This window comes from Enterococcus avium (assembly GCF_002891025.1).
Lineage (GTDB): Bacteria > Bacillota > Bacilli > Lactobacillales > Enterococcaceae > Enterococcus_A > Enterococcus_A avium.
Genome location: NZ_NBSL01000002.1, coordinates 1,704,501 through 1,728,087, shown reverse-complemented (window position 1 = coordinate 1,728,087; position 23,587 = coordinate 1,704,501). Strand labels below are relative to the sequence as shown.

Sequence of the window (23,587 nt, the reverse complement as noted above, 5' to 3'; positions counted from 1 at the left end):
CTGAAGCTCGAAAGAATCCATTTTGATAAACTAATCAAAATAGATTCCAGAGTTGACTTATATTCTGAAAAAACGTATGCTGTAAAAGGTTTACAGCGGTTCATCAACCATCCCGCTTTAAAAAAACTCGGAGAAAGAAGGACAATTATGAATATGGTGGAAAGAAAGCGTGTCACTGTTGTAGTGACCAATGGGATTATTATGGCGCTCTATTTGGCTTTGACAATTTTAGTGTCGCCAGTTGCATCAGGAGCGATTCAGTTTCGTATTTCAGAAAGTTTAAATCATTTAGTTGTGTTTAATCGAAAATATTTATGGGGAATTTTTGGCGGAGTTGTCGTTTACAATGCGATTTTTGGTATGGGCTGGCTCGATGTCGTTTTTGGCGGCGGACAAACTTTGTTGGCGTTAACGTTGACAGCTGTTTTACAAAACGTCATAAAAAATACAAAGATTCGTTTAGCTTTAAATGTTGTATTCTTCAGTGCCAGCATGTTTTTAATTGCATTGATGCTGAATCTAACAGCCCAACTACCTTTTTGGCCAACGTACGGTTGGACGGCATTGAGTGAAGCGATCATCATGACGATCTCGGCACCAATTATGTACTATCTAAATAAACGTTTGCATTTTGCAAATCAACTATAAAAAATGGCGGTCCTATTATCAGGATCGCCATTTCTATTTGAAAAATTAGTCTTGCATAGACAAAGCTTCAACTTCTTGAATCTCAAAATGTTTACGTTCAAGGTGATCAATAATTTGATTCATTTTATTTTCATCTACACCAGCAGGTAAGGTGAACAAAGTACGCCGCCCCTTGAAATCTTTACCAACATCTAACGTGATACAACTTGCGATCGTTGTAAATTTTGAGATGATCTTTGACATGGCTGCCAGATCTCCACGTTTTCCAGTAGATACAACGGTGATTACGTAACTACCTGTTTGGATATTCCAAGATTGCGAGAGCATATTTAATAAGGTACTGTGAGTGAGAATCCCATAAAAATGATGGTCCTCATCTAAGACGGTAATATATGGTAATTCTTTAATCGTAAAAAAGATTTTAAAAAAAGAAGTATCTAACGAAATAAATTTTGTTGCATTTTTCAGCAAATGAGTGACTGGGAGATCCATGTCGCCGCCATTTGCCTTGTGCCGGTAAATATGCATTTTGTAGATATTGCCTCGGAAAATTTGATCACTTTCATCAAGGATCGGAACACAACGAAATCCAGTACCTTCCAATATGTCCAATGCCTCTTGCAATGTCGTTGATTCGTTGATCGTTGTCAAATTCTCTTTGGGATAAACGAGACTTTTTAATAACATCCAATAACCCTCCAATAAAGCTATTCATTCTTTCATCATATTATCATATTCTATCAGATAAAGAAATTTATTTTGGAAACAATTCAAATTGATTATCTAAGTACTGAAGAAAGGACTGTGATGTTTATGAAATATTGACAGCAAAAAGGATAGATGATAATGTTAGTCTGTGTCTTTGTAAGGTCATTATTTCACTATGTTGGTCTTACACTATATGAACGGAAATAAATGTGTAGGTAAGAAATAGCCTGACCGGCAACCTCATTTTTCACTAGGAAAATGAATACATTAATAGGAATTAGGATGCCAGTCCAACTTTTTGCAGAAGGCATCGCGTCGTAAACCAATGAGTCAAAAACTAAGGCAATGATAGAAAGAACCACTTAGTTGGATGGTATACGGCATGACAAACAACCTCATTTTTCACCAGAAAAATGAATACATTAATAGGAATTAGGAGTAGATCGCTATGGCAACAAAAAAAGCGGCTCTAGCCTGCACTGTCTGTGGTTCAAGGAACTACACGAAATCAGTGAGCGAAGGCAAGCGCGGAGAGCGTTTAGAGATTAATAAGTTTTGCAAACATTGTAATCAGTATACGATACATAAAGAAACGAAATAGGGGGGAGAATTAATTGAATTTTTTACGTAGTGTAAGAGAAGAGATGAAGCTTGTTTCATGGCCTTCAAAAAAACAATTACGCCATGATTCATTGGTCGTTATTGAGACAGCGATCATTTTTGCTTTGATGTTTTTCATCATGGATACAGCGATTCAAGCACTGATCAATTTGATCATTCGCTAGTAGCCAATTCAAAAAAAGCATGTTATACTATTTGAGAGAAAAAACCTTGGGACTGCTGAGGTTTTTTTATTTTAGAACGAGGAGCCGATGGCGAAAATGGAATCTTTTGAAAAACAATGGTATGTGTTGCATACTTATTCCGGCTATGAAAACAAAGTAAAAGCAAACTTAGAATCACGTGCGCAAAGTATGCGGATGGAAGACTATATTTTCCGTGTAGTTGTCCCAGAAGAAAAGGAAACAGAAGTTAAGGGCGGTAAAGAAAAAGAAATCGTTCATAAAACATTTCCTGGATATGTGTTAGTAGAAATGGTTATGACTGATGATTCTTGGTATGTTGTACGTAATACACCAGGTGTAACAGGGTTTGTTGGTTCCCACGGTGCCGGAAGTAAACCAGCGCCATTGATGCCAGAGGAAATCAATCATATCTTACGATCATTAGGTATGAGTACTCGTCAACACGATCTTGAAGTAGAAGTTGGCGAAACAGTGAAAATCATCGAAGGTGCTTTTGCCGGTCTTGAAGGTGTGATCACTGAAATTGATGAAGAACGTGATAAAATCAAAGCGAACATTGACATGTTCGGACGTGAAACAAGTACTGAGTTAGATTTCGATCAAGTTGATAAAATTTAGATTTATGAGCCGAGGCCGCTGCCTTGGCTTTTTTTATAGATTTTTTAGATACAAGCGGTGCAATTGCTAAATTTCCGCTAACTTCTCAGCGTATGTTTGAGTTATACGGCCTTTAAATCTATAGTAGAGTGAAACACGCCATAAATATGTCATAGTGAAGTGGAGTTGAAAGAATGAAAAAAGTATTCTTGAGCATTGTTGCAGGACTAACCGTTTTATTGCTCGTTGGTTGTGGAAGTAAGCAAACAAAAGAAGTGGAAAAAACACAAGCATCAGCATTAACCCAAAAAAAGGATGATACAGCTTTTAAGAAAAGCGCGGTGCCAACCGTTTTTATTCATGGCTATGGGGGGACCATTAATTCCTTTGGTGGGATGATCCAGCGACTTTCAAGCGAAAGGAAAACTACGAAGGAAATGCTGATTACGGTTCAATCAGATGGTTCTTTAAAGGTTGATGGTGACCTAAGTAAGAAAAAGGATAATCCAAGTATCCAAGTCTTGTTTACTGCCAATAAAGATACTGAATGGAATCAAACGGAATGGATCTATACGGTTTTAAAATATTTAAAGCAACAGGGAGTGGAGCAAGTAAATCTTGTTGGACACTCGATGGGCGGTGTTAGTTCACTGCGCTATTTAACAACCTATGGTCAACCAAACGATGCTTCGACGATAAACAAATTTATTTCAATCGGAGCGCCATTTAATGATTTTACAGAATCATCTGAATCGATTGATGATGTATTAAGAAACGGGCCAAGTGTAAAAGCCGGCAGATACATAGATTATCAGAATGGCATTGCTAATGTACCTAATAAATTGCCGATATTATTATTAGCAGGGAAAATAAATCAGGAGACAGTTACAGATGGGACTGTTCCTCTCAATAGTGCATTAGCAACATTTTCTTTATTGAAAGATCATGGAAATCCTATCAAATATCAAATTTTTACTGGCCCAAATGCCCAGCATAGTCAATTACACGAGAATCTTAACGTTGATAAAACTGTCGTGGATTTTTTGTGGAATTAAGCAGTCTCTGTTGGTCGTTCCGTTTTATCTGAGTAAGGCTGGAATAGAAGACAAGTTCCTTGCTTACTTTTTGTAAGAGTATTATGATAATTCTTGTATTAAAAAGAAAGAAGGATTTATCATGACTTATCAAGCAAGTAACGAAGAACATCCAATTGAAATCGTGAATATTGCTTCACTCGAAGGTCGGGTGAAAGAACGCATGGAAAAAGGTGCGTTTGGTTATATTCGCGGCGGTTCTGAAGATGAATGGACAATGAAAGAAAACACCTCTTCATTTAATAAAAAAACAATTATGCCTCGGGTTTTGCGAGGAATTGATCATGCAGATTTAAGTACCAAACTTTGGAATATTGATTTATCAACCCCGATTATCCAAGCGCCATCAGCTGCACAAGGATTAGCCCATGAAAAAGGTGAAGCTGATACCGCTAAAGGAGTGGCTGATGCTGGTTCGATCTTTTCGATCAGTACCTATGCTAATACAACGATTGAAGATGCGGCGGCTGCAGCACCCAATGCGCCTCAATTTTTCCAATTATATATGAGTAAAGACGACGGCTTTAATGAGTTTATCTTAGAAAAAGCAGTTAAAGCCGGCGCAAAAGCAATTATCTTAACAGCAGATTCTACGCTTGGCGGATATCGCGAAGAAGATATTGTTAATAAATTCCAATTTCCGCTTCCAATGCCTAACTTAGCTGCTTATAGCGCTAAAAGTGCTAGCGGAGATGGTGAAGGAAAAGGTATCGCAGAAATCTATGCAGCGGCTAAACAAGGTTTAGTACCTGAAGATATCAAGAAAATCAAAGACTTAACTAGCTTGCCAGTTTTCGTGAAGGGGATTCAATCACCAGAAGATGCCGAAGTTGCCATCGCAGCTGGAGCTGACGGGATTTGGGTTTCAAATCATGGGGGTCGTCAACTAGATGGCGGACCGGCATCATTTGACGTATTGCCATTGATCGCTGGCGTTGTAAACAAGCGTGTACCGATCGTATTTGATAGCGGTGTTCGTCGCGGTGAACATGTCTTCAAGGCTTTGGCCAGTGGGGCTGACCTAGTAGCAATCGGTCGACCAGTCATTTACGGGTTAAATTTAGGCGGTGCTGAAGGTGTGAAATCAGTTTTTGATCATTTGAACAAAGAGCTTTCTATCACAATGCAGCTTGCTGGAACCAAAACGATTAATGAAGTAAAAAACACAAGATTACATGATGCAAAATAATTAGTACAAAAGCTTCACCAAGAAAAACCTCTTCTTGGTGAAGTTTTTTTCTTTTTTCTTGCATACGCCTTCTTTTTAGCTTATCATTAACTAAAATATTAGGTTGACCTAAAATAGAAAAGAGGGATAGAAATGGAAACGATTCGTATCGAAAATCTTTCGGTTGCATATCGCGGGAAGATTGCATTGGAGCATGTGAATTTGGAACTATCTGCTGGGAAATTAACAGGAATCGTCGGGCCTAATGGTGCGGGAAAATCTACCTTAATGAAAGGACTACTGCAATTGATTAAAATACAATCAGGCAGAATTTATTATGGCACTGAGCCACTTAATAAACAGCGGGGAAAAATTGCCTATGTAGAACAGCGTCAAGACATTGATTTGAGTTTTCCTATTGATGTTTTTGGGGTAGTTTTATTCGGGACCTATCCTCATTTAAAAATGTTTCAACGCTCAGGAAAAAAAGAGAAGACATTTGCCCTAGAATGCTTGAGGAAGGTTGGACTGTCTGAATATGCAGGACGGCAAATTAGTGAGCTATCTGGCGGACAGCTACAAAGAGTCTTTATTGCACGAGCACTGGCGCAAAAGGCGGAATGGATTTTATTAGATGAGCCCTTTGCCGGAATTGATGCAACTAGTGAGAAAATTATTATCGAATTACTTAAGGAATTGCGGGATGAAGGAAAATCGATCGTGATCGTCCACCATGATCTCCATAAGGTAACGGATTATTTTGATGAGGTGATCTTATTGAACAAAGGATTGATTGCGTCTGGACCAGTCGCTCAAACCTATACGTCACAGAATATGGAAAGAACTTACGGCAGTGAAATTACACAAATGTTAAGAGTGGGAGGTGCAGACTTTGCTTCATGATTTTTTTCAAGGACTAATGGAATACCAATTTTTGCAAAACGCATTGATTACCTCGATTATGGTGGGCATATCTGCGGGTGTGATTGGCTCTTTTATCATTCTCAGAGGCATGTCATTAATGGGAGATGCGATTTCTCATGCGGTTTTACCAGGGGTAGCGATCTCCTATATGTTAGGGAGCAGTTATATCATTGGCGCGACTTTTTTTGGAATTTTTTCAGCAGCATTGATCGGCTTTGTCGGAAAACATAGTCGTCTAAAAAATGATACTGCGATCGGAATTGTTTTTAGTTCCTTTTTTGCTTTAGGAATCATTCTGATCTCTTTTGCTCGGAGTGCAACAGATCTTTATCATATTCTTTTTGGCAATGTTTTAGCAGTTCGTGATTCAGATATGTATCTGACAGCACTTGTTATGATAATCGTTGTTTTAGCGGTATTGCTATTTTATAAGCAATTAAAACTAACTTCCTTTGCTCCAACGATGGCGCAATCTTATGGCTGGAATATCAGCTTGATTAACTATGGCTTGATGTTTCTGCTGACATTAGTCGCTGTAACGTCATTGCAAACAGTTGGTACGATTCTAGTCATTGCGATGCTGATCACACCAGCAGCTACAGCCTACCAGTTAACTAATAAGCTTTCTATTATGGTTGGTTTATCAACAGTATTTGGTGTTTTGAGTGCGATCATTGGTTTGTATTTCAGCTATAGTTACAATCTTCCGTCAGGCGCAACGATTGTGATGACAGCGGCGGTCTTTTTCATCGCAGCATTCTTATTTTCACCAAGTAAAGGCTTGATTCAACAAGTAAGAAAGGAACGTATGTATGAAGCATAAAAAAATATTTTTTGCAGGTATGGTCGGTTTACTTCTACTCACAGGCTGTGGGTCACGGAGTAGTGAACATGTTGAGAAAAATAGCTCAAAGAAGCTATCTGTAGTCGCGACAAATTCGATCATTGCAGATATGATCAAAGAGGTCGGAAAAGATGAGGTGAGTGTTCACAGTATCGTACCAGTTGGGACAGATCCGCACGAGTACGAGCCGTTACCAGAAGACATAAAAAAAACGAGCGAAGCAGATGTTGTTTTCTATAACGGTCTGAACTTAGAAACAGGTAATGGCTGGTTTGACAAATTAATGGACACGGCTAAGAAAAAAGAGAATAAAGATTATTTTGCAATCAGTAAAGAAGTTGAACCAATTCACCTGACCAGTAACAGTAAGCAAGAAGACCCACATGCTTGGTTGGATATCACTAACGGGATTTTATATGTGAAGCAAATCCAAGCTGTTTTGAGCGATCAAGATCCTGATAATCGGTTGAATTACGAGAGAAATGCGGAAGCTTACATTAAAAAACTTAAAGAACTAGATGCTTCAGCGAAAGAAAAATTTGCCGATATTCCCAGTGAGAAAAAGTTGTTAGTAACCAGTGAAGGAGCCTTTAAGTATTTTTCAAAGGCCTATGATTTAACGGCAGCTTATATATGGGAAATCAATACAGAAAGTCAGGGAACACCAGAACAAATGAAACAAATCGTCGAAAAGGTACGTGCATCGGAAGTCCCTTCATTGTTTGTTGAGACGAGTGTTGATAGACGCAGCATGGAACGGTTATCAAAAGAAGTTGATCTGCCGATTTATAGCGATTTATTCACTGATTCATTAGCTAAAGAAGGAAAGCCAGGGGATAGCTACTATAGCATGATGAAGTGGAACTTAGATAAAATTCACGAAGGATTGATGAAATAACAAAAGCAGCTGACTGGCAATCAGCTGCTTTTTATTATTTTAAACGGTAGCCTTTTCTGGTTCGCCAAAGACTTGTTTTTGTAGACGCAACCCAGTTGGAGTGGTTGCTACGCCGCCTTCTGCAGTTTCTTTGAAAATTTGCGGCATTGCACGCCCAACCTTATACATTGCCTCTACCACTTCATCCGGTGGAATGACGCTGCGGATGCCGGCTAACGCCATATCTGCGGAGATAAATGCTTGAGAAGCCCCCATTGCATTTCGTTTAACACACGGCACTTCAACTAAACCGGCAACGGGATCACAAATGAGTCCCATCACATTTTTTAAGGTAATAGCAAGTGCATTTGCGGCCATTTCAGGAGTGCCGCCATTGGCAGTAACTAAGGCCGCAGCTGACATGGCACTGGCAGAACCGACCTCGGCCTGACATCCGCCTTCAGCACCAGAGATTGAGGCGTTATTTGCCATTACTAAACCAAACGCACCAGCTGTAAATAGGAAATCAATCTGTTCATCATGAGTCAAATTTAGTTTTTCTCGTGCCGCCATTAAAACACCAGGTAGTACGCCGGCGCTACCAGCAGTAGGGGTGGCACAAACTAAGCCCATCTTAGCATTGACTTCATTGACCGCTATCCCGTTACGAACGGCTTTTAAAATCGTATCACCGCTCATGAATTTGCCGCTTTCGATATAATCGTTCATACGTTTAGCATCGCCCCCAGTAATCCGGGTTACGGAGGTTACTCCTTGAATGCCTTCCTCGATTGAACTTTCCATTACTTCTAAATTGCGTTCCATTAACGCAATGATTTCTTCACGAGTTCGATCAGTTAACTCCATTTCAGTCGCGATCATCAATTCGCCGACAGTCGGATAATCCTGTGCTTGTTCTACAAGCTCTTGGATTGAATAAAACATGACAATTCCTCCTATACTATTTGAAATAAGTAACGCTCAGCACATCGTCTTCACGTTTAATCTCTTGTCTTAACCCTTCTGGATCATCTGGTGTATCATCGATTTCTAACAAAACAATGCCGTTTTCGCCTCGTGTTTTACGAGTCATTGTAACTTTTCCGATATTCAAGCCGTGTTTCATAAAGATGGTAGATACACGAGAAAGAAGACCAGGCACATCCTTATTAATGATAATATAGGTTGGATTCCCCATGCCAAGAGAGATGCTGTAGCCATTCATTTCAGTGATTTGGATATTCCCGCCACCAATTGAAACACCAATTACGGACATCTCTAAGTCACCTTTAATCATGCGCAAGGTAACAGTGTTCGGATGATCGGCGATTTCTTTTTTGGGAACGAATAGCACTTCCATACCTTGTTCGTGAGCAATTTTCAATGAATCAGATAGGCGAGGATCGTCAGGTTCCATTCCTAAAATTCCACCTACTAAAGCAATATCTGTCCCGTGTCCACGATAAGTCTTAGCGAAAGATTCATACAAATCAAACTCTACAGAGTCCGGACGCTCACCGAAAATCATTCGGCAAACTTTTCCAATTCGTGCAGCACCAGCAGTATGTGAGCTACTTGGTCCAACCATCACTGGACCAATAATGTCAAAAACACTTCGATATTTTAATACTTCCATTATTTTAAGCCTCCCTAAATTATCCGATGAAAGTCCTCATCAAGTCGACCATAGTGTAACATATACGCTTTCAGAAAATAGTTAGATTAATAATTTATTTTGTTATTCTCATAATAGTTAAAGGGTTTGTGAAGCGTTTTATTATTGTCAGAAAAGTTCGAATAGATAATTTTTTTCTTGCGTTCGTTGAAGAATTCTGCTATGATACCAAAGTGTGTCTTTGAGCACACGTTTTAAAGTGGGAGGAGAAATTTTGATCTCCAATTAACCACATCACGGACTCAAGGAGGTATGTCTCGTGGCAAAAAAAGTAGAAAAATTAGTTAAATTGCAAATTCCTGCAGGGAAAGCAACACCAGCTCCCCCAGTAGGTCCTGCACTAGGTCAAGCGGGTATCAACATCATGGGATTCACAAAAGAATTCAATGCTCGTACAGCTGATCAAGCAGGTTTGATCATTCCAGTTGTGATCTCTGTATATGAAGACCGTTCATTTACATTCATCACAAAAACACCGCCAGCTGCCGTATTATTGAAAAAAGCAGCGAAGATCGAAAAAGGATCAGGCGAACCAAACAAAAACAAAGTTGCAAAAGTTACTAGCGATCAAGTAAAAGAAATCGCTGAGTTGAAAATGCAAGACCTAAACGCTGCTAACGTTGAGTCAGCAATGCGCATGGTTGAAGGAACTGCACGAAGCATGGGTATCACTGTCGAATAATTGTCGATGTACCCAAGAAAGTAGCTTCTCAGTTGGCTCCCTATCTAAAGATACGGAACACGTGGGAGGTTCTACCGTTATAACCACATCAAGGAGGAAACAAAATGGCTAAAAAGAGCAAAAAAATGCAAGATGCATTAAAAAAAGTTGATACTACTAAAGCTTACCCAGTTGCGGAAGCAGTAGCATTAGCAAAAGAAATTAACTTCGCAAAATTTGACGCAACGGTTGAAGTTGCTTACAAATTGAACGTTGATCCTAAAAAAGCAGACCAACAAATCCGTGGAGCAGTTGTGCTTCCAAACGGAACTGGTAAAACTCAAACTGTTTTAGTATTCGCTAAAGGCGAAAAAGCAAAAGAAGCTGAAGCTGCTGGCGCTGATTTCGTTGGCGACGACGACATGGTTGCAAAAATCCAAGGTGGATGGTTCGACTTTGACGTTGTTGTGGCAACACCTGATATGATGGCTACAGTTGGTAAACTAGGCCGTGTGCTTGGGCCAAAAGGTTTAATGCCTAACCCTAAAACTGGTACTGTAACAATGGATGTTACAAAAGCTGTTGAAGAAGTTAAAGCTGGTAAAGTAACGTACCGTGTTGATAAAGCTGGTAACGTTCATGTGCCAATCGGTAAAGTATCATTCGACGATGCGAAATTGGTTGAAAACTTTAACACAATCAACGAAACTTTAGTAAAAGCAAAACCTGCGACTGCTAAAGGTCAATACATTAAAAACATTTCAATGACAACAACATTTGGACCTGGTATCCATGTTGAACAAACTGCTATCTAATTAATTTTAGAAAAGTACTTGACTCGGCTAGCTTATCTGTGATAAGTTAGTCGAGGTTAAATATTAACTGTACCGAAGACAGTAGGTGACGCAAGTCTTAATTTCCTACCGAGGACGTTTATTGAGAACATTCAATAGTCCCTCTATGTCTACGGTGGCATAGGGTATTTTATTGCTTTTAGCAAAAAATGCTCTTCCATCAAAATCAGGAGGTGAAATATATAATGAGTGAAGTAGCAATCGCTAAAAAAGCCGCTATCGTTGATGAAGTCACTGAAAAATTCAGCGCAGCAGCTTCAGCCGTTATCGTTGATTACCGTGGTTTAACAGTAGAACAAGTGACTGATTTACGTAAACAATTACGCGACGCTAACGTTGAAATGAAAGTTATCAAAAATTCTATCTTGGTTCGTGCTGCTGAAAAAGCTGGCTTGAACGGATTAGAAGAAGTATTCTCAGGACCTACTGCAGTAGCATTTAGTAATGAGGATGTAGTTGCTCCAGCTAAAATTATCGACGAGTTCGCTAGTAAAGCTGACAAACTAGAAATCAAAGGCGGTATCATTGAAGGAAAAGTAGCTTCTATCGAAGAAATTACTGCTCTTGCAAAACTACCGAACCGCGATGGACTTCTTTCTATGCTATTATCTGTCCTTCAAGCGCCAGTCCGCAACGTGGCTTACGCTGTGAAAGCAGTCGCAGAAAAAGAAGAAGAAGTAGCTTAATCGCTGCATAAAATATAAACTAAAAAAACTTACCTAAACGGAGGAAATTTAAAATGGCATTGAACATTGAAAACATTGTCGAAGAACTTAAAGGCGCGACAATCTTAGAATTAAACGACTTAGTTAAAGCTATCGAAGACGAATTTGGCGTAACTGCTGCTGCTCCTGTAGCTGCTGTTGGCGCTGTTGCAGGTCCTGCTGCTGAAGAACAAACAGAATTTACTGTTGAATTAACAGCTGTTGGCGATCAAAAAGTTAAAGTTATCAAAGCAGTTCGTGAAGCAACTGGTCTTGGCTTGAAAGAAGCTAAAGCTGTAGTTGATGGCGCTCCTGCACCAGTTAAAGAAGATGTATCTAAAGAAGACGCTGAAGCACTTAAAGCTGCTTTAGAAGAAGTTGGCGCATCTGTAACATTAAAATAATCACTTTTGATTGTTCAAAGGGAGATCTGATTTCAGGTCTCTCTTTTTTTTGCTTAAAGGAACATTTTTTCGATCACAGTGAAGCGTGAAAACAATAATGAAATGAACATATTTTTTTGCTTCTATCACGGAATGAGAGAACCTTGTTTTATATGTGAGAGGAAGTTTAAAAAATACGAATTAAATGATGCTTTTAACAGTGAGGCTAAAAAAGCCGAGCTATTGAAATGCTCGGCTAACAATAATAAATGTATTTTATTGTAGAACTTCTAGCATAACATCTGATTGGTCTGCTGGGACGTTTCCAGCATAATTCGGTGTAGCTAAAGAAAGTCTGCCATGTTTATTATGGAATAAGTATAGATTTCCAGATTGATTGTTTCTATTTGTTGCACCAGATATCTGAATACCAATCGAAAGCATGGTACTCACCTTAACTGTTCGAATTTCATTTGTCTCTGCTGAAAATATTCGGATTGATTTTACTGGGACATCTTGCATCCTAAAATTATAAACGGTCTCATTATTGGTATCAGCATTGAAAGTGATTTGGTTTGTGTTCGTGTTAATATTTATTGAATCAGGTACATTGATACCATTAAAATAGAAGGTCGCATACCCACCGAATTCATCAGCAGTAACGGTATCCACCTCAGACTGTTTAGTAGATGTGGATTCAGAAGAAAATAACTGGCTACTTGAACTACCGGACAAGGATGCTGCTGAATATGTGAAGCTCGATGAGCCTTTACTACGTTCTGAGCTTTCTGTTGTACTCGCTTCACTGGTAGAACTTTTATTAGATTCCTGTGATGGACCACGATTGCACCCAACAAGCAAGAACGATGTAACGAGACAAATCGAAAAAAACTTTTTCAAAGACAAACCTCCCTTCGTAATAAATTATAGCACTAAACAATTTTATTGTAATCGTTTACAAATAATTTGTCATTTTTACCAAAAATGCATCTTTGTTGAATTAAAACATTCAAGTTTTGAGCAATATCTTTGTATCATCAAGTAATAACGCGTAGACTATTAATCAAGAAGAAGAAAAGGACTGATGCTTTTTGAAAAAAATGTATGAAACAGCAATGATTAACCACGGCGGGCGTACTGGCGATGTTCAAGCGCCAAACGGTAGTATGAAAATGAAGATTGAGCCACCTTCTATTCACGCAGAAGGAACAAACCCTGAGCAACTTTTTGCGGCGGGTTACGCTTCTTGTTTCAACGGTGCAGTTCATCATATGTTGAAGGAACACAATCTTGAGTCAGATGCAGAAGTCAAGGCACGTGTATCCTTGTATCAACTAGATGACGGCGGTTATCAAATCGGAGTGATTTTGGAAACTTCATTACCTGGAGTAGAAAAAGAAGAAGCTCAAAAAATTATTGAAGAAGCACACGAATTTTGTCCCTATTCAAAAGCAACGCGTGGAAACATCGATGTAGAAGTTGAATTGGTCTAGCAATTGCATCCCTCGAATTTTCGAGGGATTTTCTATTTTCATTGACTTTCATTGTATTGTGAAAATTAATGAAATAACGCTTTTTATCTAAAAAAAATTTCAGTTAATTAGCAAAAAAGAGAAAAAAATAAGAGGCTATTCTTATCACTTTACAAAAAATTGGGAATTAACTAAACTTGAATCTCAATGATTTTGTAAAGGATGTGTTATGAAAATGAAGAAATACTTAGCAGAATTTCTAGGTACCTTTATGCTAGTTTTTCTAGGAACTGGTACAGTCGTTGTTGCTAAAGGTGACACGCTGACGATTGGTTTAGCTTTTGGTTTGGCGATCACGATTATGGCGTATGCTGTGGGGGGTATTTCAGGAGGAAACTTCAATCCCGGTGTATCTATTGCAATGATGATCAACAAACGTCTAGAAGTGAAGGATGGGATTTTTTATATCATCGCCCAAGCATTAGGTTCGATTGTAGCTTCAGCAATTTTATCTATTTATGTTCATGCGCTAAAATTACCTAGCGACGGCTTTGGTCAAACGGATTTTCCTAACATCAGTGCTGCTCAAGCATTTGGTGTAGAAACATTAATCACTTTCCTATTCGTATTCGTAATCTTAATGGTTACGAGTGAAAAATACGGCAATGCTCAAATGGCTCCGTTAGCCATCGGTATCACGTTAGCATTCTTGATTATCGTTGCTTTAAATTTAACTGGTGGGTCATTGAATGCTGCTCGTAGTTTAGGACCAGCTATTTTTGCTGGCGGCAGTGCTTTATCACACTATTGGGTATACTTACTAGCACCAACATTAGGAGCTGTGATTGCTGCATTTGTTGCGAAATTCATGGGCAGTGAAGAAAAATAATTTTTTATTGAAGGCGATCATGAAGGTCGTCTTTTTTGTATATGTAAATCAATAAAAAAGAAATTTCATTCCAATAGAAAAAAGAGCGGAACTCAGTATCCTGCTCGTTTTTTGCATTTAAGTGAATCAAAGCGTTTTTTGAATTTTTGTGAGGTGATATAGATAGTACCCAATAACGAAAAGGTAGGCGATAACCATCGGAATTATGACGTTAAAGGAGATGCCCATTAAAGCGAAGGTTAATAATAACGCAGAGTAAATATACAACATAATATCGAAACCTTTTGCTTTGGCCATATTCCCGATCATTACGTTTCGTTCATCTTTCGTGTCGATTTCAACTTGCTTAGCTAGTTTGGGATTTTTTTCGATTGTTTTTTTACTGACGAAGTCTCCGATTCCATTTCCAAATAAACCGCATCCTAATCCGATGCAAAGATAAGGTAAAGTTTTCATAATACCTTGAGAATTATCAACTGTTTTTATTAAGTAGAAACCTACACCGATCAACACCACACCTACTAGAGTGATCAATAGTTCTTTTGTCTTCTTCATTATTCTTCCTCCTCCCGTAAAGGAATAATCTATAAAGTATTTGATTAAGGAAAGTTTACTTTACATTTATAGTATAAAGCATAATGTTGTTTATGTAAAGCATGCTTTCCATAACGTGTAAAATAAAAGTCGCATCGATCCAGAATAGATCGATACGACAAGTTTTAGATGTGTTCAGAAACTGTAGCTGACTGTTTTTTACGATAGCTGAAAAGAATGACTAAGTAGATACATGCGGTAAAAATTGTTACTCCAATTGGATTATTCATCAGAATGCCAACGAAGATTAATCCCAAAACGAGGATTACTAATCCACTAAAGAATTTCTCGGCTTTCGTCCCTTTTTTTAAGGCCAATACAAAGGCTGCCACACTGATTAATAACCAAGTTAATAAAACGGAATACGATAATGAACCCACCAAATAATTAAACAATTTATTTCCTAGAAAATAGGACAAGATGACTCCAAGGTAAAGAGTACCTGTACAGAATAAAACGGCACGTTGAGGTACTTGATGCTTATTCAAAACAGCTAACTTTGAAGTAAACCCGGTATTTTCTTTCACTCGGAAGTATAGCGTTCTAGAAGAAGCGTAGACACCTGAGTTGATCGAAGAAAATAGAGCTAACACAATTACGAAGTTTACAATGTCAGTAGCAAACGGAATATGCATTTTTTGAAAGACCATCACGAATGGGCTAGCAGTAGTTGACGCCAAAGTATCCCAACGATAGATAATCAAAAGCAAGACCATCGGCACAATATAAAAAGAGATAATTCTTCCCATTACACCTTTGATGGCTTTAGGAATTGCTGTTTTAGGATTCTCTGTTTCACTAACAGTAATTGCGATCAATTCAGAACCGCCATAAGAATAAATTACGACGAGAAGAGAATTGACAAGACCGTTTAATCCATGAGGTGTGAAGCCACCGTGACTGTTCATGCGAGATATCGTATCGACAAAACCAATATCAAAAATCTCACGTCCGACTAAATAAGCGCTAAAAACGATCAAAATTATAATAACAGCAATTTTGATGAAAGCTAACCAATACTCTGTTTCTGCAAATAGTCGAACAGAGTACAAATTGATTAACGTAGTCAGCAGAGCTAGGATTAGCACAAATACCCAAGAGGGAACGTGTGGAAACCACAGTTGCATAAAGCTTGCTGCCGCAACTGCTTCAGCGATAATATTGACCATCCATAAGGACCAGTACAACCAATCAATAAAATCAGCGGTCCTTTCGCCAAGGAAAGGTTTGATGATTCCTGACAAACCTTGAACATTGTCGCTGTCCAAGACTAAACGTCCCAGTCCATTCATAACGATAAAGAGAACTAAACCGCCTAGTAGAAAGGCCAGGATTACGGAAGGACCAGCAATTCCGATCGCCTCTCCGCTGCCTTTGAATAATCCTGCGCCAATCGCGCCGCCTAACGCCAACATCATGATGTGACGAGAGGTCATTTGTTTTTGTAATTTATTTTCCATTAGAATGCCTCGTTTCAATAATAGATAGAATAGTTTGTAGATTTGAAATATTCTGATAATTATTTGACTATAATACCAAAATATTCTGACAATTCTACTTTCATGAAAAATATTTCATTTTATTTTCATTTAGCAGCTATAAATGGCTAGTGTTAGTTATTTTATAAACTAAATTAAACGAAATTTGATCAAATAAGCGGTTAAAACTTTTTTCGTTAATTAAATCAGTTGAAAATCTTCATTTTCTAATACTTTACTGTTTTTCCTTTCAATTTTTTCTCAGCTTAGGAAATTTATGAAATTAGTAACGAAATAGCCATAAATGCTGATTCTATAGTTTTTTTATAGTGTTTAATAAAAGTAAACTATTGATTTTCAAGCAAGATAATAGGAAAAAAGGAATCTTATTTGTAACATAATAGAGTAATTATTTTATATAGAAAGAGGGAGAGAAGAATGAGTTGGTTATGGACATTAATTATTGGCGCATTGATCGGTGTAATCGCTGGAGCAATTACTAAAAAAGGTGGTTCAATGGGATGGATCGCTAATATTGTTGCCGGTTTAGTAGGTTCTGCAATTGGTCAAGCCTTACTTGGCTCATGGGGCCCTAGCTTAGCAGGTATGGCACTGGTTCCTTCTATTATTGGTGCTGTGATTGTTGTTGCAGTGGTTTCATTCTTTATTGGAAGAAAATAGAAATATGGACTCAAAATAAAAAAGCGCAAAGGCGCTTTTTTATTTTGCATTCAACAATTCTTCTTTGGCATGGATCAGTTGAGTCAAAAAGGCACAGTAGGGTGTATCGATTTGATAGTTCTTGCCTTTTTGCCAAACGGCACCATTGATATAGTCAATCTCTGTTTTCCGATGATTGCGAATCAAGTCCTGATACATTGATGGAAAATGCAATCCTTGTGTTTTGACATCATAAGTGGCTTCGATCGCTTGAATGACTTGTGCTTGATTTAGTTCAATTCCTTCAGCTTTAGCAACTGCAGCAAACTCACCGACAATTGTTTCAATGAAATTCCTAGCTACACTTAGTGAACCAAACTCAGAGATATTACAATCTAAAATTGTACATAATCCATTCAGAGTACCATTGATACAAGCCTTTTTCCAAATAGAATAGCGCACATTATTACTATAGATGGGATTTAGTTTTGCTTTTTGAAAAACTTCCAAGACCTTCAAAGTAAAAGCCTTTCCTTTCGGATCTAAATTTTCCATTTCGATACTACCTGTTCCGACAAGTTTTGCATGACCAGGACCGGCTAGACCAGCTGTCCAAGTGGTTGTACCGAAAATAATATTTTCTTTTGGCACGAATTTTGACAGAGTTTCTTCATGTCCCAAACCATTTAATAGGCAAAAGACGAACGTGCTTTTACCGATGATTGGCTGTATATCCTGAAACATTGCTTCAAGCTGCATCGATTTGGTTAAAGCAACGACTAAATCAACATTGGCATGATCCTCTACGATTTCTTCGGGTGAATAAATCGGCAGATGAGCAATTACCTCATGATCTTCAAATTCTCCGATCAATCCTTTTTCACGTATAGCGTTAATATGATCCGGCCAGCGATCAATTAAAATGACCTCATTGCCAGCTTGATGAAGCATCAATCCGATGCGACTCCCCATAGCACCTGCTCCAGCAATTGCGATTTTCATATCTATAATTCCCCTTTCAAGTTCCATTGACTAGTATACATAAAAAGTCGTAAAAAGACGGATTAGGCGCTCAATTACGAAATGATATTTCATCAATATAAAATTAATTGTGAAATAGTGTTGCATTTTATATTGTTAGCGTTTATAATCACTTCATAAAGTTGAAATGGTTTTCACAGGGAGTGATGATTTTAGAATCTCCTGTAAAACAAGACTGTAAGACAACTTAAGAAACAGATATTTTCCTAGCCAAAAGGAGGAAGCTGATGTTTGGATTTTCAATTTTCTTAAATGAAGGATTAACAAGGGATACAACACAGTATATAAAGGAAATGGCAGAATACGGTTTTTCTGGTATTTTCACGTCCTTGCATATCCCGGAAGATGATGCATCGCAATACCGTAAGCGCTTGACTGATTTAGGATCTATCGCCAAAACCTATCAATTAGAGTTGATGGTTGATATCTCTGGTGAAGCGTTGGATCGCGCAGGTTTTTCCTTTAAGCATTTGAGAGAGCTTAAAGAAATTGGTGTGACAGGATTACGAATGGATTATCACATTAGTAATCAACAGATTGCTGAATTGTCTCAAGAAATGACCATTGCATTGAATGCTTCGACGATTACTGAGATAGATATCCAAGAATTACGTGAAGCAAATGCAGACTTTAATCATCTAGAAGCTTGGCACAACTATTATCCAAGACCTGAAACCGCTTTAGATAAGGATTGGTATCACGAGAAAAACCAATGGTTGAAGGCTCATGGATTTACAATTCAAGGGTTTGTTCCAGGTGATGAAAGGCTGCGCGGTCCATTATATCGAGGACTCCCAACTCTGGAAGAGCATCGCGGAATGCATCCTATAGCGGCAGCTTTAGATTTGTCCAACGATACTGATAAGGTTTATATCGGTGACAGTGGTTTATCAAGAGCAGTCTTAAGTCAATTTTCTTTCTATATAAAAGAAGAAACGCTAAAACTAAGAGTGAAAGCATTTGATAACCAAATTAAGTATGTTTTAGGTGCACACATCAATCGTCAAGATGAAGCACGAGATGTCATTCGCAGTGCTGAAGCTCGATTCAAAAAAATCCCGAATGTCGAGCCGCTATCGGTTAGGAAACGGGATGTTGGTGCTGTAACGATTGATAATGCTAAGTATTTGCGCTACATGGGGGAAATTCAAATTGTGAAGCGAGCACTGCCTGCCGATGAGAAAGTAAACGTTGTAGGACAGGTGATCGCTGAGGATCAGGCTTTAATCAATCATATTAAAGCAGGACAGAAATTTTATATAGAGAGTGTGGAAAAGAATGATTAATTTAGAAAACTTAACAACAGAACGACGTAATGAAACAACTTTTGGTTTAGATGAAATGAGTGTGGCAGAAGCCGTGCAATTGATGAATCAGGAAGATCATAATGTACCAGATGCAGTAGCAGAACAATTACCACAAATTGAAAAAGTAATTGAAGCAACAATCACCGCCTTCAAAAAGGATGGCCGTTTAATTTACATGGGCGCAGGAACCAGCGGACGTTTAGGCGTTTTGGATGCGGCAGAATGTGTACCAACTTTCGGTGTTGAGGCAGAAATGGTCGTTGGCTTGATCGCAGGTGGGGAACAGGCTATGACAGTAGCTGTTGAAGGAGCAGAAGACGACGCAGACTTAGGTGCACAGGATTTAAAAGATTTGCATTTGACTGAAAATGACATGATTATCGGAATCGCTGCCAGCGGCCGGACACCTTATGTCATCGGCGGATTAGATTATGCTCGTTCAATCGGAGCTGCCACTGGAACAATTTCCTGTAATAAAGGTGCTGAGATCAGTAAACATGCGGATCTGCCAATTGAGGTCGATTGCGGACCAGAGTTCTTAACAGGCTCTACTCGTTTGAAATCAGGAACAGCACAAAAATTAATCTTGAACATGATTTCAACCATTAGCATGATTGGAATTGGTAAGGTCTATAACAACTTAATGGTAGACGTGAAGCCAACTAATGAAAAATTAGTCGAACGTTCAAAACGGATTATCATGCAAGCAACGGAGGCTGACTATGAAACGGCAGCACATTATTTTGCAGAAGCCGAACAAAATGTAAAATTAGCGATCGTGATGATTTTGACAGATAGTTCTAAAGAAGAAGCCGCTGAGAAACTAATCCGAGCTGACGGATTTGTTAAAAAGACAATTTAGGAGGGAAGAACAATGGCGAAAGATGAATTAACCTTGAACCAAATTGCTAAAAAAATATATGCTGGTGCAGGCGGAATGGAGAATGTCCAAAGTGTCGTTCATTGCATGACTCGCGTGCGGATGAGCGTTCGTGATGATAGTAAGGTCGATCAGGCTAAATTGAAGAATATTCCAGGTGTCTTAGGTGTGGTTGATGATGAGCAGTTACAAGTCATCATCGGTCCAGGAAAAGTCAATAAGGTCGCAAAAGAAATGGTCGATATGGCCGGTGTCGGACTTGGTGAGGAAATCCCTCAAGGCTCTGGTAAAGATAAAGTCAATGCAAAGGCAGCAGAAATGAAGGCGGCACAAAAAGCCAAGCAAAAGAACTCTCCCTTCAAAGCAGTTTTAAAAGATATTTCTAACATTTTCGTTCCGATGATTCCAGCGTTTGTGGGGTCAGGTTTAGTTGCAGGGATTGCAGCGATTTTGACGAACTTAGTAACTGCCGGAACTATTGATGCAGCGAATTGGCAACAAATTATTGATGTCATGAACATACTGAAAAACGGAATGTTTACTTATCTAGTTATTTTCACAGGTGTAAATTCTGCACAAGTCTTCGGTGCGAACCCGACACTGGGTGGAGTTATCGGAGCTGTCGTATTGTTAACAGGGATGAATCCTGAAGCGCCGATCAAGAACTTGTTTACAGGTGATGCTTTAGCCGCTGGACAAGGTGGAATTATCGGTGTAATCTTTGCCGTTTGGTTGTTATCGATTGTTGAGAAGCAATTGCACAAAATTATTCCTGATGCGGTGGATATTATCATAACGCCAATGCTTTCCTTACTCGTGATCGGTCTATTAGAAATTTTCTTGATCATGCCTTTAGCAGGATTCATTTCTAATGGTATGGTAGGCGGAATCAACTGGGTGCTATCAGTCGGTGGAGCATTTTCTGGTTTTGTCTTAGGTGCATTGTTCTTGCCAATGGTTATGTTTGGCTTGCATCAGATTCTTACGCCGATCCATATTCAAATGATCGGTGAAACTGGTAAAACATTATTGTTACCGATCTTAGCTATGGCTGGGGCAGGACAAGTCGGTGCAGCTTTTGCTCTGTGGATGAAACTACGCAAGGACAAAGAATTAACTGAAATGATCAAGGGTGCTTTACCCGTTGGGATTTTAGGTATTGGAGAACCATTAATTTATGGGGTAACGTTGCCGTTAGGGCGTCCCTTCATTACTGCTTGTATCGGTGGAGGAATTGGTGGTGGTGTCTTAGGGGCGCTTGGAGGAATCGGTGCAATTGCAATCGGACCTTCGGGTGTCGCGTTGATCCCATTGATCGCGAATGGTCGCTGGTGGGGGTATGTTCTAGGTTTGTTAGCGGCTTATGCTGGTGGTTTCGTAGCAACTTATTTCTTCGGTATTCCTAAAGATAAGCTGGCTGAGCAAAAGCTAGCAGAAACAACAGTTGTTGAAGCAAATGAATTAGCTGATACACCTGTAGTTGCTCATACTACAAACATTTTTACAGCAGTAGCACAAGGTTCGGTACATCCATTAGAAGAGGCGGCAGATCCTGTTTTTGCTCAAAAAATGATGGGAGAAGGCTATTTTGTTGAGCCAACGGATGGTGCGATCTTCTCGCCTGTTGCCGGAAAAGTTTCAACAATTTTCCCAACAAAACACGCAATCGGTATCACGACAGACAGCGGATTAGAGGTCTTGCTACACATGGGCATCAATACGGTTGAATTAGATGGAAAACCATTTGAAGTGTTGACAAAAGAGGGGCAAACAGTTACGCCTGAAACACAGATCGCTTCTGTTGATTTGGCTGAAATCAAACAAGCTGGAAAAGGTACATCAATGATGGTATTGATTACAAATATGAATGATGTTGCAACCCATGTCTTAGAAAAAACTGGTGCTGTCCATGCCTCAGAAGAAGTTTTTAAAGCAACAACAATATAGTCATAAAAAAGCGATGCTGTTTCGGCATCGCTTTTTTGTAGAAAACTGACACCGGTTGTCGCATTAGTTATGCTACACTTTTCTCAAAGACGAAGAAGGGGTGTTTCGCCTATGAAGGAACCAGGGATTAACTATCAATTTTCAGCAAAGGTCTGTCATCATTCTTCTTCACCAGAGATGCCTGGCTGGATGCTAGTTTTACTCCCAAAGAAACTTTCCTTTGAGATTAGAAAGCTGTTCAAGGAGTTAGAGGAGGGCTGGGGACGCATGAAAGTGATAGCTCAAATCGGAAAAAGTGAATGGCGAACGGCTATCTGGTTTGATACCAAACAAGGAACTTATTTACTTCCAATCAAGGCAGAGATCAGAAAAAAAGAACAGATCGTAAAAGATCAGGTCGTAAATATTGTGATTATGATAAATATCTAAACAAAAGCGAGGAAGAATATGATTTCTTCCTCTTTATTTTTATCCTTAAGTAGTCACATGAATTTTAAACAACATACTTTTAGGATATTATGAATTTTTTCACAATTAGTGATACTCATTCGGTGTTTTTTGTGCTATTCTCTAGAATAAGAATTTTAAAGAAATGTGAACAGCTGGTTAAGAGAAAGTGAGAAAAATAGCTCAGCTAGGACTCATCTTAACTTGAAGCGATGTTCGGTGGAATTGTAGTAAAACAAGGAGTATTTATACGATGGAGATAGTTTTGGATAAAAAAGAAATATTGCGTTATCTCGGTTATCGAAGCAAGCAAGAATTAACCACTGAAATGGATGTTCAAATTCTACAATTAATGGAGGAAATCAAACATGTTGCTGTTCCTCGCTATACGTTTCTAATTTTTCCTTGTCGTAGCAATGAAACAGAAAAAAGCATTCAAGTAGTGGGAACGGACTTGATTTTAGAAGGTAAAGCCATATACAATCATCTGAAGAATGCTAATAAGGTGGCCTTATTGGCGGCAACTTTAGGAATTGAAGTGGAACGGCAAATTCGTAAATATGAATTGACAGATATGAGCAAGGCCTTAATTTTAGATGCCTGTTGTGTGGAATACATTGAAAAAATTTGTGATTTAGCAGAGTGTGAAATTGAAAAAGAAGTGATTAATGAGCACTTAGTTTTAAATCGTCGGTTTAGTCCCGGCTATGGAGATCTATCAATCGAGACACAAGCGAAATTTTTAGCGGTTACAGATGCGACAAAACGTGTAGGCATCAATTTGAGCGACAGCTTCTTGATGATTCCTCGCAAATCAGTTACTGCAATCATTGGTCTGTTTACTGATGGAAAATTAGCTCGTCCGCGACGAAAAAAAATTGCTTGCGGCGATTGTTCAATGAATAAAAATTGTGAATATCGAAGGTGAA

General features: G+C 38.8%; 28 protein-coding genes and 1 other annotated feature. Of the genes, 21 read left to right on the top strand and 7 right to left on the bottom strand.

Translation table 11 applies throughout. The features are described from left to right. Nucleotides 1-147 precede the first annotated feature (147 nt). Nucleotides 148-648, top strand: a complete 501-nt coding sequence (locus tag AUF14_RS08820; RefSeq protein WP_016181518.1) for a QueT transporter family protein — start codon at nt 148-150, stop codon at nt 646-648. 45 nt (nt 649-693) lie between these two features. Here the strand turns inward: AUF14_RS08820 and cbpA are convergent, their stop codons facing one another. After that, entirely contained in the window at nt 694-1,335 is a 642-nt protein-coding gene (gene cbpA, locus AUF14_RS08815) for a cyclic di-AMP binding protein CbpA (protein WP_016181519.1), read from the bottom strand. Nucleotides 1,336-1,804: 469 nt separating this feature from the next. Between cbpA and rpmG the strand changes: the two genes are divergently transcribed. The 8 genes from rpmG to AUF14_RS08775 all read left to right on the top strand — a co-directional run bounded on the left by rpmG (nt 1,805) and on the right by AUF14_RS08775 (nt 7,687). Continuing rightward, on the top strand, nt 1,805-1,957 hold the full coding sequence (gene rpmG / locus AUF14_RS08810; RefSeq protein ID WP_010739830.1) for a 50S ribosomal protein L33: 153 nt from the start codon (nt 1,805-1,807) through the stop codon (nt 1,955-1,957). Nucleotides 1,958-1,970: 13 nt separating this feature from the next. After that, nucleotides 1,971-2,141, top strand: coding sequence for a preprotein translocase subunit SecE (gene secE, locus AUF14_RS08805; protein WP_010746478.1), 171 nt, complete (start codon nt 1,971-1,973; stop codon nt 2,139-2,141). A gap of 96 nt (nt 2,142-2,237) precedes the next feature. Beyond that, nucleotides 2,238-2,780: a transcription termination/antitermination protein NusG gene (nusG, locus tag AUF14_RS08800; protein WP_034876867.1), complete on the top strand. Its 543-nt coding sequence runs from the start codon at nt 2,238-2,240 to the stop codon at nt 2,778-2,780. 173 nt (nt 2,781-2,953) lie between these two features. After that, on the top strand, nt 2,954-3,814 hold the full coding sequence (locus AUF14_RS08795; protein ID WP_049218954.1) for an alpha/beta fold hydrolase: 861 nt from the start codon (nt 2,954-2,956) through the stop codon (nt 3,812-3,814). A gap of 121 nt (nt 3,815-3,935) precedes the next feature. Further along, nucleotides 3,936-5,042 (top strand): lactate oxidase, encoded by a 1,107-nt coding sequence (locus AUF14_RS08790; protein ID WP_102866008.1) that lies wholly within the window; start codon nt 3,936-3,938, stop codon nt 5,040-5,042. A gap of 126 nt (nt 5,043-5,168) precedes the next feature. Next, the gene (locus AUF14_RS08785; RefSeq protein WP_225844365.1) at nt 5,169-5,924 is read left to right on the top strand and encodes a metal ABC transporter ATP-binding protein; all 756 of its coding nucleotides are present in this window, start codon (nt 5,169-5,171) and stop codon (nt 5,922-5,924) included. Continuing rightward, nucleotides 5,914-6,768, top strand: coding sequence for a metal ABC transporter permease (locus AUF14_RS08780; RefSeq protein WP_049218949.1), 855 nt, complete (start codon nt 5,914-5,916; stop codon nt 6,766-6,768). Before AUF14_RS08785 ends, AUF14_RS08780 begins: the two co-directional genes overlap by 11 nt. After that, entirely contained in the window at nt 6,758-7,687 is a 930-nt protein-coding gene (locus tag AUF14_RS08775) for a metal ABC transporter substrate-binding protein (RefSeq protein ID WP_049218947.1), read from the top strand. Before AUF14_RS08780 ends, AUF14_RS08775 begins: the two co-directional genes overlap by 11 nt. A gap of 39 nt (nt 7,688-7,726) precedes the next feature. Here the strand turns inward: AUF14_RS08775 and sdaAA are convergent, their stop codons facing one another. Beyond that, complete coding sequence (gene sdaAA / locus AUF14_RS08770) at nt 7,727-8,611, bottom strand: L-serine ammonia-lyase, iron-sulfur-dependent, subunit alpha (RefSeq protein WP_049218945.1); 885 nt, start codon at nt 8,609-8,611, stop codon at nt 7,727-7,729. 16 nt (nt 8,612-8,627) lie between these two features. Then, entirely contained in the window at nt 8,628-9,302 is a 675-nt protein-coding gene (gene sdaAB, locus AUF14_RS08765) for an L-serine ammonia-lyase, iron-sulfur-dependent subunit beta (RefSeq protein ID WP_102866007.1), read from the bottom strand. A gap of 298 nt (nt 9,303-9,600) precedes the next feature. Between sdaAB and rplK the strand changes: the two genes are divergently transcribed. The 4 genes from rplK (at nt 9,601) to rplL (ending at nt 11,964) form a co-directional block, all read left to right on the top strand. After that, complete coding sequence (rplK, locus tag AUF14_RS08760; RefSeq protein ID WP_010739820.1) at nt 9,601-10,023, top strand: 50S ribosomal protein L11; 423 nt, start codon at nt 9,601-9,603, stop codon at nt 10,021-10,023. A 104-nt stretch (nt 10,024-10,127) separates the two neighbouring features. Then, nucleotides 10,128-10,817, top strand: a complete 690-nt coding sequence (rplA, locus tag AUF14_RS08755) for a 50S ribosomal protein L1 (RefSeq protein WP_016181527.1) — start codon at nt 10,128-10,130, stop codon at nt 10,815-10,817. A gap of 54 nt (nt 10,818-10,871) precedes the next feature. Further along, nucleotides 10,872-10,998: a sequence feature (ribosomal protein L10 leader region), on the top strand. Between the two features lie 43 nt (nt 10,999-11,041). Further along, nucleotides 11,042-11,542 (top strand): 50S ribosomal protein L10, encoded by a 501-nt coding sequence (rplJ, locus tag AUF14_RS08750; protein ID WP_016181528.1) that lies wholly within the window; start codon nt 11,042-11,044, stop codon nt 11,540-11,542. 53 nt (nt 11,543-11,595) lie between these two features. Then, on the top strand, nt 11,596-11,964 hold the full coding sequence (rplL, locus tag AUF14_RS08745) for a 50S ribosomal protein L7/L12 (RefSeq protein WP_049218942.1): 369 nt from the start codon (nt 11,596-11,598) through the stop codon (nt 11,962-11,964). 255 nt (nt 11,965-12,219) lie between these two features. Here the strand turns inward: rplL and AUF14_RS08740 are convergent, their stop codons facing one another. Next, a complete protein-coding gene (locus AUF14_RS08740) occupies nt 12,220-12,843 on the bottom strand; it encodes a hypothetical protein (RefSeq protein ID WP_049218940.1) in 624 nt (207 codons plus the stop codon). Nucleotides 12,844-13,034: 191 nt separating this feature from the next. Here AUF14_RS08740 and AUF14_RS08735 point away from each other — a divergent pair, with 191 nt between their 5' ends. Both AUF14_RS08735 and AUF14_RS08730 read left to right on the top strand, forming a co-directional pair. After that, nucleotides 13,035-13,436, top strand: coding sequence for an organic hydroperoxide resistance protein (locus tag AUF14_RS08735; RefSeq protein WP_016181531.1), 402 nt, complete (start codon nt 13,035-13,037; stop codon nt 13,434-13,436). Between the two features lie 214 nt (nt 13,437-13,650). Continuing rightward, nucleotides 13,651-14,304: an MIP/aquaporin family protein gene (locus tag AUF14_RS08730; protein WP_390889550.1), complete on the top strand. Its 654-nt coding sequence runs from the start codon at nt 13,651-13,653 to the stop codon at nt 14,302-14,304. A 126-nt stretch (nt 14,305-14,430) separates the two neighbouring features. Here AUF14_RS08730 and AUF14_RS08725 read toward each other — a convergent pair whose 3' ends face one another. Both AUF14_RS08725 and AUF14_RS08720 read right to left on the bottom strand, forming a co-directional pair. After that, nucleotides 14,431-14,859, bottom strand: a complete 429-nt coding sequence (locus tag AUF14_RS08725; RefSeq protein WP_049218936.1) for a DUF6442 family protein — start codon at nt 14,857-14,859, stop codon at nt 14,431-14,433. A 164-nt stretch (nt 14,860-15,023) separates the two neighbouring features. Then, the gene (locus tag AUF14_RS08720; protein WP_049218935.1) at nt 15,024-16,358 is read right to left on the bottom strand and encodes an amino acid permease; all 1,335 of its coding nucleotides are present in this window, start codon (nt 16,356-16,358) and stop codon (nt 15,024-15,026) included. 456 nt (nt 16,359-16,814) lie between these two features. On the opposite strand from AUF14_RS08720, the gene AUF14_RS08715 reads away from it, so the two are divergent. Next, complete coding sequence (locus AUF14_RS08715) at nt 16,815-17,057, top strand: GlsB/YeaQ/YmgE family stress response membrane protein (protein ID WP_016181535.1); 243 nt, start codon at nt 16,815-16,817, stop codon at nt 17,055-17,057. Between the two features lie 39 nt (nt 17,058-17,096). On the opposite strand, the gene AUF14_RS08710 is transcribed toward AUF14_RS08715, so the two are convergent. Next, nucleotides 17,097-18,038, bottom strand: coding sequence for a 2-dehydropantoate 2-reductase (locus AUF14_RS08710; protein WP_049218933.1), 942 nt, complete (start codon nt 18,036-18,038; stop codon nt 17,097-17,099). Between the two features lie 266 nt (nt 18,039-18,304). Here AUF14_RS08710 and AUF14_RS08705 point away from each other — a divergent pair, with 266 nt between their 5' ends. The 5 genes from AUF14_RS08705 (at nt 18,305) to AUF14_RS08685 (ending at nt 23,586) form a co-directional block, all read left to right on the top strand. After that, nucleotides 18,305-19,363 (top strand): DUF871 domain-containing protein, encoded by a 1,059-nt coding sequence (locus AUF14_RS08705; protein WP_049218931.1) that lies wholly within the window; start codon nt 18,305-18,307, stop codon nt 19,361-19,363. Then, nucleotides 19,356-20,246: an N-acetylmuramic acid 6-phosphate etherase gene (murQ, locus tag AUF14_RS08700; RefSeq protein ID WP_049218929.1), complete on the top strand. Its 891-nt coding sequence runs from the start codon at nt 19,356-19,358 to the stop codon at nt 20,244-20,246. The genes AUF14_RS08705 and murQ overlap by 8 nt, the downstream gene beginning before the upstream one ends. A gap of 12 nt (nt 20,247-20,258) precedes the next feature. After that, nucleotides 20,259-22,211, top strand: a complete 1,953-nt coding sequence (locus AUF14_RS08695) for a glucose PTS transporter subunit IIA (RefSeq protein WP_049218927.1) — start codon at nt 20,259-20,261, stop codon at nt 22,209-22,211. Nucleotides 22,212-22,322: 111 nt separating this feature from the next. After that, nucleotides 22,323-22,640 carry a DUF1905 domain-containing protein gene (locus AUF14_RS08690; RefSeq protein WP_049218925.1) on the top strand — a complete coding sequence of 106 codons (318 nt, stop codon included), beginning with the start codon at nt 22,323-22,325 and terminating at the stop codon, nt 22,638-22,640. 271 nt (nt 22,641-22,911) lie between these two features. Next, nucleotides 22,912-23,586 (top strand): vitamin B12 dependent-methionine synthase activation domain-containing protein, encoded by a 675-nt coding sequence (locus AUF14_RS08685; RefSeq protein ID WP_049218923.1) that lies wholly within the window; start codon nt 22,912-22,914, stop codon nt 23,584-23,586. Nucleotide 23,587: the final 1 nt, after the last annotated feature.

Excerpts from the sequence above, each read along its gene's own strand:
- AUF14_RS08820 (WP_016181518.1), top strand. The coding sequence starts at position 148 with ATGAATATGGTGGAAAGAAAGCGTGTCACTGTTGTAGTGACCAATGGG.
- cbpA (WP_016181519.1), bottom strand. The coding sequence starts at position 1,335 with ATGTTATTAAAAAGTCTCGTTTATCCCAAAGAGAATTTGACAACGATC.
- rpmG (WP_010739830.1), top strand. The coding sequence starts at position 1,805 with ATGGCAACAAAAAAAGCGGCTCTAGCCTGCACTGTCTGTGGTTCAAGG.
- nusG (WP_034876867.1), top strand. The coding sequence starts at position 2,238 with ATGGAATCTTTTGAAAAACAATGGTATGTGTTGCATACTTATTCCGGC.
- AUF14_RS08795 (WP_049218954.1), top strand. The coding sequence starts at position 2,954 with ATGAAAAAAGTATTCTTGAGCATTGTTGCAGGACTAACCGTTTTATTG.
- AUF14_RS08790 (WP_102866008.1), top strand. The coding sequence starts at position 3,936 with ATGACTTATCAAGCAAGTAACGAAGAACATCCAATTGAAATCGTGAAT.
- AUF14_RS08775 (WP_049218947.1), top strand. The coding sequence starts at position 6,758 with ATGAAGCATAAAAAAATATTTTTTGCAGGTATGGTCGGTTTACTTCTA.
- sdaAA (WP_049218945.1), bottom strand. The coding sequence starts at position 8,611 with ATGTTTTATTCAATCCAAGAGCTTGTAGAACAAGCACAGGATTATCCG.
- sdaAB (WP_102866007.1), bottom strand. The coding sequence starts at position 9,302 with ATGGAAGTATTAAAATATCGAAGTGTTTTTGACATTATTGGTCCAGTG.
- rplA (WP_016181527.1), top strand. The coding sequence starts at position 10,128 with ATGGCTAAAAAGAGCAAAAAAATGCAAGATGCATTAAAAAAAGTTGAT.
- rplJ (WP_016181528.1), top strand. The coding sequence starts at position 11,042 with ATGAGTGAAGTAGCAATCGCTAAAAAAGCCGCTATCGTTGATGAAGTC.
- rplL (WP_049218942.1), top strand. The coding sequence starts at position 11,596 with ATGGCATTGAACATTGAAAACATTGTCGAAGAACTTAAAGGCGCGACA.
- AUF14_RS08730 (WP_390889550.1), top strand. The coding sequence starts at position 13,651 with ATGAAGAAATACTTAGCAGAATTTCTAGGTACCTTTATGCTAGTTTTT.
- AUF14_RS08725 (WP_049218936.1), bottom strand. The coding sequence starts at position 14,859 with ATGAAGAAGACAAAAGAACTATTGATCACTCTAGTAGGTGTGGTGTTG.
- AUF14_RS08720 (WP_049218935.1), bottom strand. The coding sequence starts at position 16,358 with ATGGAAAATAAATTACAAAAACAAATGACCTCTCGTCACATCATGATG.
- AUF14_RS08715 (WP_016181535.1), top strand. The coding sequence starts at position 16,815 with ATGAGTTGGTTATGGACATTAATTATTGGCGCATTGATCGGTGTAATC.
- AUF14_RS08710 (WP_049218933.1), bottom strand. The coding sequence starts at position 18,038 with ATGAAAATCGCAATTGCTGGAGCAGGTGCTATGGGGAGTCGCATCGGA.
- AUF14_RS08705 (WP_049218931.1), top strand. The coding sequence starts at position 18,305 with ATGTTTGGATTTTCAATTTTCTTAAATGAAGGATTAACAAGGGATACA.
- murQ (WP_049218929.1), top strand. The coding sequence starts at position 19,356 with ATGATTAATTTAGAAAACTTAACAACAGAACGACGTAATGAAACAACT.
- AUF14_RS08695 (WP_049218927.1), top strand. The coding sequence starts at position 20,259 with ATGGCGAAAGATGAATTAACCTTGAACCAAATTGCTAAAAAAATATAT.
- AUF14_RS08690 (WP_049218925.1), top strand. The coding sequence starts at position 22,323 with ATGAAGGAACCAGGGATTAACTATCAATTTTCAGCAAAGGTCTGTCAT.
- AUF14_RS08685 (WP_049218923.1), top strand. The coding sequence starts at position 22,912 with ATGGAGATAGTTTTGGATAAAAAAGAAATATTGCGTTATCTCGGTTAT.